Genomic DNA, 15,511 nt, shown 5'->3' on the forward strand with positions numbered 1-15,511 from the left:
GTCAAGGGAGGAATCGAAATCAGGTGATCAGGAAGCGCCGGCTGCCGAGCTTGGTGGTGGGGTAGCGCACCAGCAGGTAGGGCTTTTCCTTGAGCAGCCGCGGCACATCGAGCACCATGCTGTCCTTGGCCTTGCGCCAGGACACCGTGCCGTTGGTGAACAAGGCCCGGCTGGCATCGCCCATGGCCTGCTGCAGTTGCTGCTTCAGTTCGGCTTCGCGCTTGCTCTGCAGCTCCAGGCTGGCGCGTACCGTCTGCAGCTCATCGAAGGCGGCCGACAACAGCGGATCCTGGGTGAAGTCCAGGGTGTGACCCTGGTCCTCAGGGTACAGGCAGCGCAGGGCTTGCTCCGCCGAGTCGGAACCATCCGGCGGCGGTGGCGTATCGCGTTGCACGTAGCCCCAGAAGTCGCGCTCCAGATCGATCAGTCGGCCGATGAGCTCCTCGTCGCGCTCGATGCGATGGATCTCCAGGTGCTGGCCACCGAGCAGCACGGCTACGTCAGCCGCCTGCTTGCCGGTGACCGCCAACTGGTGCATCACCTGCAACTGCACGTACACCGGCACACCTTCCTTCCAGAGACGGGCGCCATTGATGCCGGCGGTCTTGCATTCGAGGATCTGTACGTCGCTGGCGCCGATCACCTCACGGTCGATGTTGGCCAGCATCCAGTCCAACTTGGAATCAGGGTGCTGCAGCACGGCATTGATCCGCCGCACCCGGTTGCCAGTGCGCCGGGCATAGTGGCTGGCGACGATGGGCTCGAGGATGTTGCCCCAGTAGGTCGGGCTTTCCTCGTCGTTTGAATCGATTTTGGGCAACCCGGCATCGCGGCCGGTCTTTTCCAGCCACAGCTCCAACTGCGACTTGTAGGGGTTGAGGCCAACCGCAGCCGCGGCGTCCGAACTGCCGATACCGTGCTTGCGCACGGCCAGCCAGTCATCACGGGACAGCTCCTTGGTGCCGACCAGGCGCAGGGCCGGGCGCTGCCGTGCCCTGTTGGGCGCGGGATGGGTGTGTGTCATGAAGTTTTTCTCCGGACATAAAAAATGCCCGGCCGGCAAAGCCAGTCGGGCATCGGGTGAGGGAGTAGGTGGCCGTCAGGCCATCAACGGGAGGACCGCATCCAGGCGGCGCTGCGATCACGCCCACTTATCGGGCTGCACCACCCGCCAGGGCGGTCGCCAACTGACATCGCTGTGCGTGATGAGCACGAACCTTCTCGCGCCAGGCGGGCGAGAGTTCCTTGGCCATATCGAGATAGCGCAGTGGGCAGCTGTAGTAGTACGGCGCCATGGACTCGTCCATGGCTTTGTACCCCCACTCACCGCCACGGCGTTGCAGCAGATCACAGCGGATGTAGCGCATGGACTCGCCGGGAGCGAGGTCTGGGTAAACGCCTTCAGTTTTCGCTGTCACTTCGGTGACCGACCACAGCATATTGCCCTGCAGGGTGTGGGCAATAACGCGAACGTGGGCGCGAACTTGGTCTTCAGGTTGAGTCAGGTCCCGGATCAGCTCTGCCCGGGTACGGGATGAGAACAGCCAGCCCATGAGAGAGGCCTCCAATGAAATACCGGAGCCCACTCCACAGGAGCGGAACCCCGGCGGGTGGAAGAGAACGCCCAGGGCCGCGGTACCAGCGAGCTACCGCTGTCGTCGCAGAGCCGCTTGGGCAAAGAGAGATAACGAGAGGAGGGAACGGCCGTCAGGCCACCAACTGCAGGGCCGTATCCAGGGCGCGTTGCTTGATCACGGCCCCCTGGCCGAACCAGGCCGAGTCCATGCGGTACTCGTTGCTACGGGCACGGCGTTCGTGGTCGACGTACTCGGTGACGGCATTGAGCAGGCCCCAGGCAGTACCGTTGGCGGCTTCCAACTGCGAGCCACGACCGCGGCCTTCGTACAGGCTTTGTACCCGACGCAGCGCGCGTTCGTTCGGCAGGGCATCTGGCAACGGATTGTTGGGTTGGGCATCGCAGAGCACCTGCATGAAATAGCCCATCGCCTCGTGCCACTGCACCTTGCGCTCCGCCAGATGACGCATGCGGTGCATGAACTCGTCCCATTGCGAGACGGCGATACCCAGGTGCTTCTTGACCGCCTGGGCGTCGAAGCGCGTGCTGTGCGGCACCTTGATTGCCCGGGTAGCACCATCGACAGCGATGGTCAGGGTGTTGTTGCATACCACCCGCACGGTGGTTGGCGTCGCTGTAGTGGCCAGGGTGCCGTCGCAGGAGGTGGCCAACAGCAGGTAGCCATTGACCAGGTCGTTGCCTTTCAGCGAGGTATTCTGCCCGGTACGCGCCAGTGCCCAGAACTTGCGGCCACCTTTGAGTACGCCGGCGGTTTCCAGCTCGTAGCCGGAGACCTGAGTGAGGTCGCGGTAGAACTCCAGCACCTCCCGCGGCTGCACCACCTGGTAGCGCTGGGACACCACCGAGAGTGGTGCCTTGGTATCGGAGCGGTAGAGCACTTTCTGTTCGGGGAAGGAGTGAATGCTGCCCAGATGGCCGACCGCGTCGGCTTTGAAGTGGACGGGGCTTTCCTGGATCTGCCAGTCCATGCCGGCTTCCCGCTGCCAGACTTCCAGCGGCTGTTTCGGGGAGAGTCGGCTGCCCAGACCATGCCAGGGGGCTTCGCCGACATAGGCCATACGTTCGATGAGATGAGCCATGATGAGTTTCCTGTGAGCAATAGCCGGCATAAAGCGCTGCGCGAGGCGCAGCACCGGCGAAAGGGTTGAAAAGGGAAGGGGGAGAAGACGCGCGAAACCGATCAGGTCGGCAGGTTGAAGCGATGCCCGCAGATCAGGCAGAGGTTGTTGGCGAGCACGTGGCGATCCAACTGGTCGCCGAGCTGGGCGCCGAGCGCACAACCGCCGACACCACCGGCAAGGCCACCGAGAATGGCGCCGGACAACGAGCCGAGGGTGATGCCCAGCGGGCCGGCGAGGGCGCCCACTGCCGCGCCGGCCTGACCGCCGGCAAGGGCCGCGGATGCTCCACGTGCGGCTCCACCGACCGTGCCGACCAAGGCTCCGATCTTCATGGCGGGATGCAGCGAGGCGATTTTGGGCGAGTTACAACGAGGACACTGCAATGACATGGCTGGATGGCCTCCATGGTGGGTATGTCATGGCAGTGATGTAGGACTGAGGTTTTTTCGAATCGAATTGCTGTGATGTAGACAACCCGTTGTAGATTTCGGGTAAGGGGCGGGTTTTAGCCCGCCTTGTGTTTACATTTTGAATGGTTTGAGATGTCCAAGCGATTAAAATCCACCATGACTCTCTGCGTAGGAGATAAAGTCTTCGATGAATTTTCTTAATTGTTTTTCGTAAATTCCATCTTCCCAGTTCTCTGAGTCGTAGGAGCGAGAGTCATCTAGTGATATGGCAATCTCTCCGTTGTTATCGACGTGTTTGACAGTTATTCCGATGAGGTTCTCTCTTGAAGATCCACCAAGAGTGATAGTTTGATAGCTGCCATTTCTGTAGGTTAAGCTGAGTGTTATGCTTTCATCTGACTTTTGGATGTCGGCTTTAAGTCCGCGCTCTTGCAGCCTGGCTGCGTAATTTTCTGCCAAGGGGCCGACTCGAGTCACAGCTTCTTTGAGTGTTTTAAGATTCTTATCTATGGATGCTTTTAGCAAGGTTTCATTTTTCTTGGCTGTTTCAAGCTTTTCATCGACTCTTAAGAAGAAATCATCAAGGCTCATGGGCGACTCCTTAGCAATGCCTGCGGTTGAGTGATATTTTTACTTCTAACTATTTTATAATTTCTTTGTGTGCATGTAGTAGCCAAAAGCAGTGTTGCGCCGGGGCGCTTAGCTGAGGATGACAAACTACCACTGTCGGCTCGTTTCGGCTTGTTGTGAAAAGAAGAGTCCGGCTAGAGGAAGTCACTAGCAACCAATCTAACTGGCAGACAAATACGCAGCTTTTGGCTGTTCGGAGAGAAAGTACATTATTTATGTTTGTGCTTCAGAAATTATTAGGCCGAATTTGCTCTTCTCTCTCAGTGCTTCTTTAAATATAACTCCTCTGTTTTTCATGATTCGACGTATTGTGTATCTATTTTCTCTGTTCATGTTTAAGCCCAAAATTATAGAGGCTATTCTGCATGGGAATTCGTGTGAATTTCCGCCCTTGTGGCTTAATATTCTCCATTCTCTTTCATAGCGCCAGTGGGAGGACTTTGTGAGCCATAAGCTGTTAATGCCACTTCCGTTGCGGCTTGTTACAGCGGATGCGGATAGTGAAGGTAGTTCCTCCTGGTAAAGTACCGGCTCTGCTGTTTTTCCTAAAATATTATCAGGAGATCTCGAGTACTCAATGCAAAATCCCTTGTGGCTATCGGCGTAGTGAGCCCACATTAGAACATCGTTATTTACTTCGCTTAGGCTAAATATGCCTGTGTTCTGTATTGTAATATTTACAGAGTTTCTATAACTATAGAAAGCTTCTTTGTCTTCTTGCTTAATCTCTAGCTCGTGTCGAGGGATCTCCTCTTCTCTCACTCCATTTCTTGCATATGCCTCTGTGATTGCAGTCTGTATGCTTTCCTCCATTCTCTCTTCATCAATGAGTATTCCGCAGTCGAAGGGGTCATTGAATGAACTTGGCTTTGCAAACCAGGCGGTCTCAGTGATAAGCATCTGGAGAGAGAACTCATTAAATGCTCTGTATTTGTAGAGGCTTTTGATTTCTGGGTGTTTCAATGAATTTTCTCGCAAGCATAAAAATTAAACTGGCGGGCAAAAACGCAGGTTTTGTCTGTCCAGCTAACGGAGTAAACGGCAGTGGCGCATTATTAAGCTTTACGCTGAAGCCATTTTGATATGAACTCGCTCTTGCTTGCAGGTACCTTTAAGTTATGGAGGTAAAAATTTCCGCTGCCGACAAGCCAAATTAACTTATCAAATTCGTACGGGACGAGGTCGTGCTTCTCGCAGTATTTAATTGCGTCCTTGAATACACCAAAATCTGTTGGGGAGCATGTTATATTGGCTGCTCGACAGATGTCATTGACATGAGTGTCAGGTTTGATGAAGCCGCTATGCCCACTTTCTTTAAGGAAGTCACAGGCCAGTGCGAACCCAAAGCCAAAGATTTCCTCTTTTAGAAGTAGTGGTAGTGCCAGGCGGGAGTATTCGTTGACATAAAATGATTGGACGAAGTCATGAAAGTCTTGAGCGGTTTGGAAGCGGCTAAGAAATTTTCCGGATGCCAATGCGGACTTTGCATAAACTACCCAGTGGCTTTTGTTGTTTTGGATATCTATGGTGCCAGAAGTTGGGATTTTCTTCTTGATTATTTCGTTAAGTATGTCCGTATGACTGCTGTAGTGTGAAATTACCTTAAGTGGATCGAAGTTGAAAAATATGCCCTTCAGACGTGAGATGTCTCCTATCGTATTAGGCATTCCCCGCCTGTTTTTGGCGTGGGCTAGAAGTGACCGATAAATGCCCTCTAGGGAGTCCTGCCGTAGTTCCTTCCAATGTGTAAGTTGAGAGTCAATCTGAGCATCGGAGACCTCTAGAGAAAGTAGGTAGGCGCGAGCATTTCGTACAAGTTGAGGCATTGCAGCTCCTTCTGAATGTTAACTATAAATAGGCTGCAGAAGTGGCGGAATGCTTCAGCCACTTCTGTTGTATAACTTTCCCTGTCATACATGATTCCTTGAACCCATCGATTCGGGAACTTGGTTTTACACTGCCTGGTCGGGGCTGCTGCTCACGGACGATCACTATCGGCGAATACCTATCGGTTAGAACCGAGCAGAAGTTGGTACCAGTAGTCGATAAAACACATCTACTTACACCTCCTACACCTCTAGTCGTATGATGCTTGCTAGATCAATTCACCGGTTCTGACGGCCAATTTTCGGGAACTAGTGCGGGTGGCTTAGTCCATGGTTCTTCAACCAACGCGTCCTGGAACCACTGTTCGCGCAGGTTCGCATGCTCAGTAACAATTAGTTGGAAGCCGGGAACCTCTTCTTGGGTGAACTTCAGCAACAGTTCGAATAGACGGCGTACCGCATCAAGGTCGGCGTCGGCTTCCGTCTTCTGCACTGAACCATCGGCATCTTGGTAAACCTGCTCAGAGGGGAAGTAAACCTGTGTTGGTTGGTCGATCAGTAGGAAGCGCGGGATTGGTCGATTGTTCTGCGCCGCGAATAGATGCAGGGCGAGTAGCGCCGACAGATGGTACGCGAGATGGTTTTCGCCACCGCCGGTCCTGCCCATTGGCACTGGGCGCTCGGGCCGATCAAAGATGATTGTCAATTGAGGTAGATATAGCCGCGCGGGATAAGGACCGAACTCGGCGTCGAACTTCTGGATGTATCGTGACATCTGTGCGGAGATGTTGTTGAGGATCGATGTCAGGCGCTCGTTGCTGTCATCCGCCCCGATTTGCTCCTCAAGCTGCTTGACCTTGTTGCTGAGGCGGCGACTCTCGGCTTCCAGATTGGCAAGATCCTCATTTGGGAGAAGCGTTTCCAAGAACAGGCTGATACGGCCGACCACGCGTGCAGCGGCATTGTTGCGCGAGCCCATCTTGGCGAGAAATTCGTTAGCCGAGATCGCCGCGGACAGCTCCGCCTCCGTCTGCTTGATCTCATCCTTTATCTCGTCCACGGTACCGGCCAGTTCGGTCAAGTAGGCATCAAGCTTAGGACGTTGGCCGGTTGCGACGCGCAACTCCTTGTCGAGCGATTCCAGTTCGTTGAGCAGGACAACGGCAACCGGGGATTCTAGTGCCAGATTTTGTTCGCTGAATGGCCATTGCCATTCGCCGCTGTCTGGATTCTTCGGCAGGGCTTTGATCGACGCCAGGCGGTCTATCTGTTCGGCGGCCTCGTTTTCGTAGCCGCCTGAGCGTTTGGCGAACTGCCGAGCTGCATCGATCCTCCCCTGGGCATCCCGGCGATTACGGCGCAACTGAACGAGCTTCTCTTCCAGAATCGAAACCCGGCTGCTGTCGTCGTCAGGTATCGTTTCGGGCTTCCATGACAACGCAGACCTCAATACCTCTATGATCCCGTCTGCATTGAGAATCTCATCTGTAGTGCCGAGGACCCCGACTGTTTTGGCTTCCGAGTAGAGGCCGATCGCCTGCACATGCGATGTGTCGACGGCATCGCGTGCCAGTTCCAGTTTCTTCTGGTTAACCCTCAGATCCCGTTGCGCCAAGCGCAACTTGGACTCCAGTTCGTAGCGGTCGCTGGAAGAGACTCCGAGCAGGATCGGTAACGTGTCACGGATGGCCTGCGGTTGGAACTGCTCGTTCTGCCGGTAGAAAAGTTGGTCTTTGTTGGCGACCAACCCCTGTTTCTGGAACAGGTAATAGAACGTGTGCTTAACGTTAGCGTCGTAGCTGTTGCGACTATGCTCCAGCGCGACTTCGGTACGGTTCTCGGGAATTCCGAGCAGGCGCGACAACAATTCGACGATGCTTTCGTCGTCGGTGTTGACCGCCAAGTCCTTGAACTCAGGTGCTTGCAATTGCACACCTCTGCGCAGCATCGCCGTACTGCAACTTGCGCCGCTGCCAGAAGGGGTTGGTTTGGCAACCAGCAACTGCTCCTTCTCGAACTGGTAGATAACGGCGAACCAGGCCACCTTGTCGCGAATGATACCCTCGGGGACGTTGAACGAAGATCGTCCCATGCAGTATTCGATGATCTCTGAAAGCGCAGATTTGCCAGTGGAGGAGCGACCGGTGATGACGTTGAGTCCGTCCACCTTGAATGTGAGGTCACGACGTTGGCCATCATGGCTGTAAATGTGGATGGATCTGATCTTCATGGGCGAATCCCGAAAGTCGTGTAAACGGTCGCCCGGTCAGCGATACGTGCGAATTCCTTTCCTACGACGCGCGCCACTTTTTGGCAGGCGACAGTTTCGGCAGTTCCATCGACGACCTTGCGCACCTTCTTGGGGATGGTCTGAATGCGTCCGTCATTCGCGACGGCGATGCAGCCCCTTTCCATCAATAGACCGAACCCCTCGAAGGCGTAGGGAAGCATCTGCGTGACCCGGTCGGCAAATCCCACCATGATTTGCTGGTTCTTCTCTGTGGTCTTGAGCAGATAGCTGCGTGGGCTGCTAGCGATCACCTCTCGCGAGTCCTTGTGCAGGCTTAGGGGCAGCACGAGAAGCGACAGCGAGAAGGGCATGCCGCGGTCGTCCTCTTCTTCGTAGCCAGCCAAGGCGCGAAACATGACTAAGCCACAGAATGCAGGGTTGAACAGGTTTCGAACCTCGAAAGGGCGCTGATCCCATCGCTTCACGATGCCGCCTCCAGTACGTCGCCGAGACGGTCGAGGAATCTGGGGTGCCAGTAGACTCTGGGTTGGGGAGTGCTGTCGGCGAGAATGTGGAAGCTTCCACGAAGGACGTAGGGTTCCGTGACCCGTGCACGAATGCGCAGGGAGTCGATCTTTGCGGTTTCAAATTCCGCCCAGTTGTAAAGTTCAGCGCCGGCTTGGCGAAGCGCATCCTCGGCACTGTCGTCTTCCAGGCTCTCGAAAATGACATCCTTGTAGCGGTCCCACTCATCGGCCAAGCGATCTTCGTATTCCTCGACCTCTCCCAACACAAGCAGGCTCTCGCGTGCCCAGGCCGATCGTTGTTCGAACGCCCGGTAATAATCCAAAATTGCATTCCTGATTCGATTAGCGGAAATGCCTATCTCGCGCAGTTGTGCCACGAATAGGCGCGGATCAGTATCAATGTCGATGTCTTCGGAAGGGAGTTTTCCGCGGAAGGTGATAGGCAGGTTATCTGCCTTGTACTCCTCGGCGAAGTTCGAGAGCTTGTCAGATACTTCGTAGCCAAAAATTCCTTCAGGCCTATCACCGGTGAGATGCTTGATCACGACATCGGTCCACCAACCTTCCAGTCGCTCGAAGACGAACTCGCGGTACTCACGCCGGATGCTTCGCATGTACTTGTCCCTTATGAGCACGGGAATGTCGCCGATGCGCGGGCTGCTATCGAGGATCAGGATACGTTCGAGGAAATCCTGCTTCTCGGCATCATTCAGCTCCTCGAACGCCGCGGCAATCGGCGTGATGAGTTTCGATTTCGATGCCGAAAGTGCCTTTTGGGCTAGTTCGGTCAGAGTTTCGTCATCGTCGGGGGTGGTGAGCTGACTGGGGAGAAGACGGGACAGGAATGAGTCAGTCGACACCTCGCCGGTGGTGAAGAGGAAGAACTGCAGGTTCGATGCAACGCGGCCGTCACGTTTATATCGCACTAACCAGATGTTGACGGACTTCCAGAAGTCAGCCGACAAGTCGGTCAGTCTGTCCCCGATCGCTTTGTGCTTAAGTGAGGCCAAGGACTTCCCACCCTGGCCGTCGACGAAATCAAGATCATCGTCCTTTTCCAGGAAGATGGCGGTGTCTTCCGGCAATTGGAGCAGTTGTAGAAGAGCAAGACGCGCCTGGTAGATGTATCCCAGCCCCTGCTCACCGGCCGAAAATTTGTCGGTAGATGTCCCGGCCATGCCAAATTCCTTTTTGTGCAAATTGTCGGGAGCGTACCTGGCATTGTGGCGGGCCATGGCATTGCTTCTTATGCCCCATGCCCTCTAGTTCCGACTCCCAGTGAGTACGGCAGCAGACCCGATGCCCTGCGCCTGTCCGTTACCGAATAATAGCAAAATGCCCCGACAAGTCAGTCGAGGTAATGCACGGCATCGCAAAGGAAGTTATGGGCGCTGACAGCCAGCGGCAGGCCGCAACTGGTGGGCAGCACTAGTTTTGTGCTTTCCCCACTTGTAGCCGTCGAGGCGTACTCGCTGTTGTGTGGCATGGTCGGCGGCGCTACGGCCTATCGGTGAGTTCCTCTATGCTCTTGGCTCGAACTGTGGGCGTTCCTGCGCTGTCACCTAGTGCAGAGGTCAAGGGGGTACAGCGCTCGTCAGATCCTCTACGTCGAGCAGCTGCTGACCGCCAAGGGGCACAGGCCATCGCGTGTGACAAGCTGGCCGACCATTTCCGAGCCTACGCCCGGCGCGATGCGCTGCAACAGCCCTGCCGGTTGACTCATAATCTCGGATGTGAAATTTACCGATTGCTGCCGGTGACGTTTGGTAGTTATGCCTGCAGCTTGTGGCTTGTACAGAATTCGGCCCAATCAGCCATTAGTGCCCTGCGTTTCTCTAGAAAGTCTGAGCGAGAGTAAGCGGCTTCGGTCTGATCCCGTTCGTCATGAGCGAGCGCGAACTCGCATACCTCTCGCGGGTAGTGAGTGTTCTCGTTGGCCCAGTCGCGGAATGTGGAGCGAAAGCCATGCCGAGTAATGTCTGCGTGCCCTAGCTTATGCAGGAGGTTGCGTATGGCATTGGCATGTATGGCACCGCTCTTGCCTTTCCCTGGGAACAGATACGGCGAATTCGTACGAGGTAGGCTTTGCAGCATATCCGCAGCCTGAGAAGGTAAGGGAATGACGAATGGCTTTCTCATCTTCATGCGTTCGGCCGGAAGCGCCCATGTCCCAGCTGCAAAGTCCATCTCGGGCCATTGCGCAAAGCGGATCATGTGGGAGCGAGCCCCAGTTAGGATCAGCAGGCGTGCGACTACCGCATCCCGACTGGAGTCTTGAGCCAACTTGCTCATCAGCTTCGGCAAGTCACGCCAATGCATGGCTGGGAAGTGTTGGCGTTGCCGAGCTTTCTTCTTTTCAGCTTTGCTGAGGAGGTTTTCCAGATGGCCGCGCCAGCGGGCGGGATTGTCACCGCCGCGAAGGCGGCGGGCCTTTGCTGCATCTAGCACTTGCTCAATTTGTCCGCGCACTTCATCGGCGGTGCGTGTTTTTGTCGACCAAATCGGCCGCAAGACGCTCAGCATGTGATCGGTTTGGATGTCGTCAGCCGATAGCTTCCCGATGATGGGGAATGCGTATAGCTCCAGCTTCCGCAGCCAGCCCTTACGCCATTTCTCAGACCAGGTGGCTCCATGGGCCTGTTGATGATCGCGGGCAAGATCTTCGAACGTGGTACGACGCGCTGCAGCTTGGCGCTCAGCCTCTCGCTTCGCTTCTCGTTCTGCATCTCGGGCGGCTAGGGGATCGATCCCGGTTGCGAGAAGTTTTCGCTGATCCGCTGCGAGTTGCCGCGCTTGGCTGAGGGTAATGACCGGGAAGGGGCCGAGTCCCATTTCACGGCTTCGCCCGTCCAGCTTGTAACGAAAGATCCAGCTCGAAGAGCCGCCTTTGGCTACCTGGAAGTAGAGCCCATCGCCATCGTTGGTTTTTCCAGGTTCTGCAGTCCTAGCCAAGGATTCGATGGTCTTGGTCGTTAGCTTACCCATACAGACTCCCTATCTACCCACACTCTCACCCACACTTTGGCGGGAGATTCTATCGATTATTGGTGGACGTTGAGAGATAGATGGTACGTCTAAAGCCCTTGATTTTCTAGGGCTTGACGGACATTGGTGGATTTCTGCGGGCATTAAAAAAGCCGGCTTGTGGCCGGCTTTCAGGGGGTGGTCCAACCTTACTTCTGGTAGGGCGGGCCGCCTTGATTCTGTGGCAACGCAGGGGACTGCGTGCGGGGCGCGCATGGTAGCAAAGTCGGGACGAAAAGCCTAATCCCGGTCACAAAAAAGCCCCGCAGTGGCGGGGCTTCTTCGCGGCGGGGGCTACCCCGCGACCATCACTTGGCCTGGAAGGCGGCGACGGCCTTGGTGATGTAGTCGTGGGCCTGGGCGGCGTCGCCCCAGCCTTCGACCTTCACCCACTTGCCCTTCTCGAGATCCTTGTAGTTCTCGAAGAAGTGCTTGATCTGCTCCAGCAGCAGGGCCGGCAGGTCGGTGTATTCCTTCACGTCCTTGTACAGGACGGTCAGCTTGTCGTGCGGTACGGCGATCAGCTTGGCGTCGCCGCCGGCTTCGTCGCTCATGTTCAGCACGCCAACCGGACGGGCGCGAATGACGGAGCCCGGAGCGACCGGATACGGGGTCACGACCAGCACGTCCAGGGGGTCACTGTCGTCGGCCAGGGTGTTCGGGATGAAGCCGTAGTTGGCCGGGTAGAACATCGGGGTGGCCATGAAACGGTCGACGAACAGGCAGTCGGTGTCCTTGTCGATTTCGTACTTGATCGGCGCGTGGTTGGCCGGGATCTCGATGGCGACGTAAATGTCGTTCGGCAGGTCTTTGCCAGCCGGGATGCTGCTGTAGCTCATGGACGACTCCAGATAGTGGTCGGGCCGAAAAAGTGCGGCGGATTATAGGCAGATTGCCGTGTCCAAGCCACAGACATCGCCTAGTGCGCCCGAGTTTCCTGATATTCGGGGTGCTCGGCTTGCAGCCGGTGCAGGCGCGAGAGCGGATCTTGCCGGTAGAACAGCGAAAGCTGTTCATAGACTTTGGGATAGGCAGCCTGAAGGAGGTCCGGAGCGGTAAAGAAGTACTCGCTGGTGACGGCGAAGAACTCGGCAGGATTCTCGGCCGCGTATGGGTCGATGGCGGTGTGCGCCTGCGGATCGCGGTCGAGCTGGCGGTTCATGTCGTCGTAGGCGGCCTGCATGGCGGCGGCCCAGTCGGTGACGCGCATGTCACGGTGCAGTGGCGGCAGGCCGTTGGCGTCGCCGTTGAGCATATCGAGCTTGTGCGCCAGTTCGTGGATCACCAGGTTGTAGGCGTCCCAGCCACCGCCGCTCTCCACGCCGGGCCAGGCGAGGATCACCGGGCCTTGCAGGGAGGTTTCGCCGGCACGCTCGTCGTCGAATTCGTGCATGACGCCAGCGGGGTCGCGGTGTTTCTGTGGGCTGACGAAGTCGTCGGGGTAGAGCACCAGTTCATGGAAGCCGCTGTACCAGTTCAGGTCCGGCAGGTGCAGCAGCGGCAGCTCGGCCTGGGTGGCGAGCAGCAGGCGGCGGTAGTCGTCCAGTTCGATGCCGGGTAGCGGCGAGAGGCGCTTGTCGCGCAGGAACAGCAGCGCCCGCTCGCCGAGCCGGCGCAGTTCCTCTTCGCTCAGGCCGTCGAGGATCGGCAACTGCCGCCGCACCTGCTCCCAGAGCTGGGCGTCGAGCGGATAGCGGGCGAGGAAGCGCCGGCGGCGCCAGGCGCTGAACGACCACATGGGCGGATCAGTGCTCGCCTGGCTGGGCCTTGGCCGATGGGCGCATCTTGTGGCGGATGAAGCCGATCAGCATGGGCACCAGGGAGAAGGCGATGATGGCGATGATCATCACCGAGAGGTTCTGCTTGATGAAGGGCACGTTGCCGAAGAAGAAGCCCAGGGTCACCAGGCCGCCGACCCAGGCGATGCTGCCGGCCACGCTGAAGAACAGGAAGCGCGCGTAGGGCATGTAGGCCATGCCGGCGACGAAGGGCGCGAAGGTGCGCACGATGGGCAGGAAGCGCGCCAGGGTCACGGTCTTGCCGCCGTGGCGCTCGTAGAAGGCGTGGGTCTGGTCCAGGTAGTCGCGGCGGAAGACCTTCGAGTTCGGGTTGCTGAACAGGCGCTTGCCCAGTGTTCGACCGATCACGTAGTTGGTGCTGTCGCCGCTGATTGCCGCGAGCAGCAGCAGGCCGCCGAGCAGCCACGGGTCCATGCCGCCAGCGGCGCAGATGGCGCCAGCGATGAACAGCAGCGAGTCGCCCGGCAGGAAGGGCGTCACCACCAGGCCGGTCTCGCAGAAGATCACCAGGAAGAGGATGGCGTAGATCCAGGTGCCATAGTTGGCTACCGCCAGCGACAGGTAGCTGTCGAGGTGGAGAATCAGGTCGATCGGGTTGAATTCCATGAGAAGCCTGTTTGACAACGAGGTGAACGGCCGGGCCGACCATTATAAGGCGCGACCTGGCTGCCGGGGGCGCTCTCTGTCGAATCCTGCGACGGAGACCCGCGGGAGGATATTACAGCTTCTGCGTGAAAATCCTGTCGCTGCAGGCGCCGCAACGCCTTGTGACAAATACCGCGGGAGCGCTGGACACTGCGTCAGAGCAGGCTTGCCTGCCAGCTCAACAGGGCGGGCGCCGCCCGGGGTGTCAACGCCGCGCCGTTCTGCTCGCCGGCGGCTGGCAATTGCTCGGCCAGCGGGTGTACGGCGACTTCACGGGTGTTCATCGCGGTTTCCAGGCGTGCCTCGGCAATCAGCTGCTGCAGGCGCCCGCTGCGGCGCAGGGTGCGCAGGCCGCGGTCGAGGCTGGCGGCGAGGGCTTCGCCTTCGGCGCGCTTTTTCGGCACCAGCACGTAGAGCGGCTTGACCTCCAGCGGCGGGTCGACGAACTCCAGCTGCTCGCGCAGCGCCGGGGCGTTCTGGCTGAGCAACTGGTAGCCGGTGTAGCGGTCCACCACGGCCAGGTCGATACGCCCGCGCAGGAGTTTTTCCAGGTTCTGCCAGTCGCTGCTGACCACGTCCTTGTTGAGGAAGTCGGCGCTGTCGAAGCTCTCCTGGTTGACGTAGCCGCGCACCACGCCGATGCGGTAGGGGCGCAGGGTGTCGAGGTCGCGGGGGTTGATCGGCAGGGCGCGGTCGCGACGGCGGAAGAAGCCGAGCTGGGAGTCCAGCAGCGGCATCGAGGTGTAGAAATCCTGGCTGCGGTCGGGCGACAGGTACGCCGGCATCAGCGCGTCGAAGCGGCCCTCGCGGGTTTCGTTGAGCGCCCGCTGCCAGGGCAGGAACACCAGTTCGGCCTTGTCACCATTGAGCGCCAGGGCTTCGTTGAGGATGCGGCTGGCCAGCCCATTGCCCGGCAGGTCGCTACCGACGTAGGGCGCCCACTCCAGGGTGGCGACACGCAACGTCTGGGCCTGGGCGATGGCGCCCGCAAGGCCCAGGCAGAAGCAGGCGGTGCGCAGAACGAGCAGGGAAATACGCATGGGATCCCTTCATGCGGAGGCCGCGGCAATTCCGATGATGGCACTTTAGTGTGCCGGGCCCGCCGCCGCCAGCGGGCCGTTGCGTGCCTCAGTTGAGGTCGTCGCTGATCGGCAGGATGTAGTTCTTGAACTCGCTGTCCTCGCGGAAGCCGATGGACTCGTAGACCTTCTGCGCCACTTCGTTGTTGACGCTGGTGGACACGCGCATGCGCACGGCCTGGGTCTCGCGGGCCATCTGCCGGGCGGTCTGCAGCAGGTGGTCGGCGACCAGCTGGCGGCGCGCCTCTTCGGCGACGTAGATGTCGTTGAGGATCCACACGCGCTTGAGCGACAGCGAGGAGAAGCTCGGGTAGAGCTGGCAGAAGCCCAGCAGCTTGTTGTCGTCGTCGTCCGGCAGGGCCAGGTAGATCACCGATTCCTTGCGGCGCAGGCGCTTCTCGAGGAATTTCCGCGAGGACTCGGGGTAGGGGAGCATGCCGTAGAACTCGCGGTATTTGACGAACAACGGAGCGAGCAGATCGAGGTGGTCGAGCGTGGCTTGCACGATGCGCATAAGCGGGCCTCGGCGGGAGGTGGGTGGGCTGGTATGGCAATGCAGGGGCTATGCCAGCGAATAGCCATTGGTCCGATGCTGCACCAGAATTTGTGGAAAGCGCAATCCA

The 15,511-nt window shown here is 58.0% G+C and carries 16 protein-coding genes; all 16 read right to left on the bottom strand.

Features of this window, described 5'->3' with window-relative positions:
* Positions 1 to 19: 19 nt before the first annotated feature.
* The 16 genes from A6723_RS22885 to A6723_RS22945 all read right to left on the bottom strand — a co-directional run bounded on the left by A6723_RS22885 (position 20) and on the right by A6723_RS22945 (position 15,402).
* Positions 20 to 1,024: a YqaJ viral recombinase family protein gene (locus tag A6723_RS22885; protein WP_023124080.1), complete on the bottom strand. Its 1,005-nt coding sequence runs from the start codon at positions 1,022 to 1,024 to the stop codon at positions 20 to 22.
* Between the two features lie 127 nt (positions 1,025 to 1,151).
* A complete protein-coding gene (locus A6723_RS22890) occupies positions 1,152 to 1,553 on the bottom strand; it encodes a hypothetical protein (protein WP_023124081.1) in 402 nt (133 codons plus the stop codon).
* A 154-nt stretch (positions 1,554 to 1,707) separates the two neighbouring features.
* Positions 1,708 to 2,676, bottom strand: coding sequence for a DUF932 domain-containing protein (locus A6723_RS22895; protein WP_023124082.1), 969 nt, complete (start codon positions 2,674 to 2,676; stop codon positions 1,708 to 1,710).
* Positions 2,677 to 2,777: 101 nt separating this feature from the next.
* Complete coding sequence (locus A6723_RS22900) at positions 2,778 to 3,050, bottom strand: hypothetical protein (RefSeq protein ID WP_023910465.1); 273 nt, start codon at positions 3,048 to 3,050, stop codon at positions 2,778 to 2,780.
* A 222-nt stretch (positions 3,051 to 3,272) separates the two neighbouring features.
* Positions 3,273 to 3,719 carry a hypothetical protein gene (locus tag A6723_RS31840; RefSeq protein ID WP_023124084.1) on the bottom strand — a complete coding sequence of 149 codons (447 nt, stop codon included), beginning with the start codon at positions 3,717 to 3,719 and terminating at the stop codon, positions 3,273 to 3,275.
* Positions 3,720 to 3,971: 252 nt separating this feature from the next.
* Complete coding sequence (locus A6723_RS31455; RefSeq protein ID WP_023124085.1) at positions 3,972 to 4,721, bottom strand: DUF2971 domain-containing protein; 750 nt, start codon at positions 4,719 to 4,721, stop codon at positions 3,972 to 3,974.
* A 92-nt stretch (positions 4,722 to 4,813) separates the two neighbouring features.
* Positions 4,814 to 5,584, bottom strand: coding sequence for a hypothetical protein (locus A6723_RS31845; RefSeq protein ID WP_023124086.1), 771 nt, complete (start codon positions 5,582 to 5,584; stop codon positions 4,814 to 4,816).
* A gap of 274 nt (positions 5,585 to 5,858) precedes the next feature.
* A complete protein-coding gene (locus A6723_RS22905) occupies positions 5,859 to 7,814 on the bottom strand; it encodes a DUF3732 domain-containing protein (protein ID WP_023124087.1) in 1,956 nt (651 codons plus the stop codon).
* Positions 7,811 to 8,299, bottom strand: coding sequence for a three component ABC system middle component (locus tag A6723_RS22910; RefSeq protein ID WP_023124088.1), 489 nt, complete (start codon positions 8,297 to 8,299; stop codon positions 7,811 to 7,813). Before A6723_RS22910 ends, A6723_RS22905 begins: the two co-directional genes overlap by 4 nt.
* Positions 8,296 to 9,576, bottom strand: a complete 1,281-nt coding sequence (locus A6723_RS22915) for an ABC-three component system protein (protein WP_223677436.1) — start codon at positions 9,574 to 9,576, stop codon at positions 8,296 to 8,298. Before A6723_RS22915 ends, A6723_RS22910 begins: the two co-directional genes overlap by 4 nt.
* 535 nt (positions 9,577 to 10,111) lie before the next feature.
* The gene (locus tag A6723_RS22920) at positions 10,112 to 11,326 is read right to left on the bottom strand and encodes an integrase arm-type DNA-binding domain-containing protein (protein WP_064979863.1); all 1,215 of its coding nucleotides are present in this window, start codon (positions 11,324 to 11,326) and stop codon (positions 10,112 to 10,114) included.
* 347 nt (positions 11,327 to 11,673) lie between these two features.
* The gene (gene ppa, locus A6723_RS22925) at positions 11,674 to 12,204 is read right to left on the bottom strand and encodes an inorganic diphosphatase (RefSeq protein ID WP_054908335.1); all 531 of its coding nucleotides are present in this window, start codon (positions 12,202 to 12,204) and stop codon (positions 11,674 to 11,676) included.
* A gap of 80 nt (positions 12,205 to 12,284) precedes the next feature.
* Positions 12,285 to 13,103 carry a zinc-dependent peptidase gene (locus A6723_RS22930; RefSeq protein ID WP_054908336.1) on the bottom strand — a complete coding sequence of 273 codons (819 nt, stop codon included), beginning with the start codon at positions 13,101 to 13,103 and terminating at the stop codon, positions 12,285 to 12,287.
* Between the two features lie 7 nt (positions 13,104 to 13,110).
* Positions 13,111 to 13,770 (bottom strand): DedA family protein, encoded by a 660-nt coding sequence (locus tag A6723_RS22935; protein WP_054908337.1) that lies wholly within the window; start codon positions 13,768 to 13,770, stop codon positions 13,111 to 13,113.
* A 194-nt stretch (positions 13,771 to 13,964) separates the two neighbouring features.
* Positions 13,965 to 14,849 carry an ABC transporter substrate-binding protein gene (locus A6723_RS22940; protein WP_054908338.1) on the bottom strand — a complete coding sequence of 295 codons (885 nt, stop codon included), beginning with the start codon at positions 14,847 to 14,849 and terminating at the stop codon, positions 13,965 to 13,967.
* Between the two features lie 88 nt (positions 14,850 to 14,937).
* Positions 14,938 to 15,402, bottom strand: a complete 465-nt coding sequence (locus tag A6723_RS22945; protein ID WP_024764674.1) for an N-acetyltransferase — start codon at positions 15,400 to 15,402, stop codon at positions 14,938 to 14,940.
* Positions 15,403 to 15,511: the final 109 nt, after the last annotated feature.

It is taken from the genome of Pseudomonas sp. AU11447 (assembly GCF_001672555.2).
In the GTDB taxonomy this organism is placed as follows: domain Bacteria; phylum Pseudomonadota; class Gammaproteobacteria; order Pseudomonadales; family Pseudomonadaceae; genus Pseudomonas; species Pseudomonas nitroreducens.

Bases quoted from the DNA above. Each gene is read 5' to 3' on its own strand.
- A6723_RS22895 (WP_023124082.1), bottom strand. From the start codon at position 2,676: ATGGCTCATCTCATCGAACGTATGGCCTATGTCGGCGAAGCCCCCTGG.
- A6723_RS31840 (WP_023124084.1), bottom strand. From the start codon at position 3,719: ATGAGCCTTGATGATTTCTTCTTAAGAGTCGATGAAAAGCTTGAAACA.
- A6723_RS22890 (WP_023124081.1), bottom strand. From the start codon at position 1,553: ATGGGCTGGCTGTTCTCATCCCGTACCCGGGCAGAGCTGATCCGGGAC.
- A6723_RS22940 (WP_054908338.1), bottom strand. From the start codon at position 14,849: ATGCGTATTTCCCTGCTCGTTCTGCGCACCGCCTGCTTCTGCCTGGGC.
- ppa (WP_054908335.1), bottom strand. From the start codon at position 12,204: ATGAGCTACAGCAGCATCCCGGCTGGCAAAGACCTGCCGAACGACATT.
- A6723_RS22930 (WP_054908336.1), bottom strand. From the start codon at position 13,103: ATGTGGTCGTTCAGCGCCTGGCGCCGCCGGCGCTTCCTCGCCCGCTAT.
- A6723_RS31845 (WP_023124086.1), bottom strand. From the start codon at position 5,584: ATGCCTCAACTTGTACGAAATGCTCGCGCCTACCTACTTTCTCTAGAG.
- A6723_RS22900 (WP_023910465.1), bottom strand. From the start codon at position 3,050: ATGAAGATCGGAGCCTTGGTCGGCACGGTCGGTGGAGCCGCACGTGGA.
- A6723_RS22885 (WP_023124080.1), bottom strand. From the start codon at position 1,024: ATGACACACACCCATCCCGCGCCCAACAGGGCACGGCAGCGCCCGGCC.
- A6723_RS22935 (WP_054908337.1), bottom strand. From the start codon at position 13,770: ATGGAATTCAACCCGATCGACCTGATTCTCCACCTCGACAGCTACCTG.
- A6723_RS22945 (WP_024764674.1), bottom strand. From the start codon at position 15,402: ATGCGCATCGTGCAAGCCACGCTCGACCACCTCGATCTGCTCGCTCCG.
- A6723_RS22905 (WP_023124087.1), bottom strand. From the start codon at position 7,814: ATGAAGATCAGATCCATCCACATTTACAGCCATGATGGCCAACGTCGT.
- A6723_RS22915 (WP_223677436.1), bottom strand. From the start codon at position 9,576: ATGGCCCGCCACAATGCCAGGTACGCTCCCGACAATTTGCACAAAAAG.
- A6723_RS22920 (WP_064979863.1), bottom strand. From the start codon at position 11,326: ATGGGTAAGCTAACGACCAAGACCATCGAATCCTTGGCTAGGACTGCA.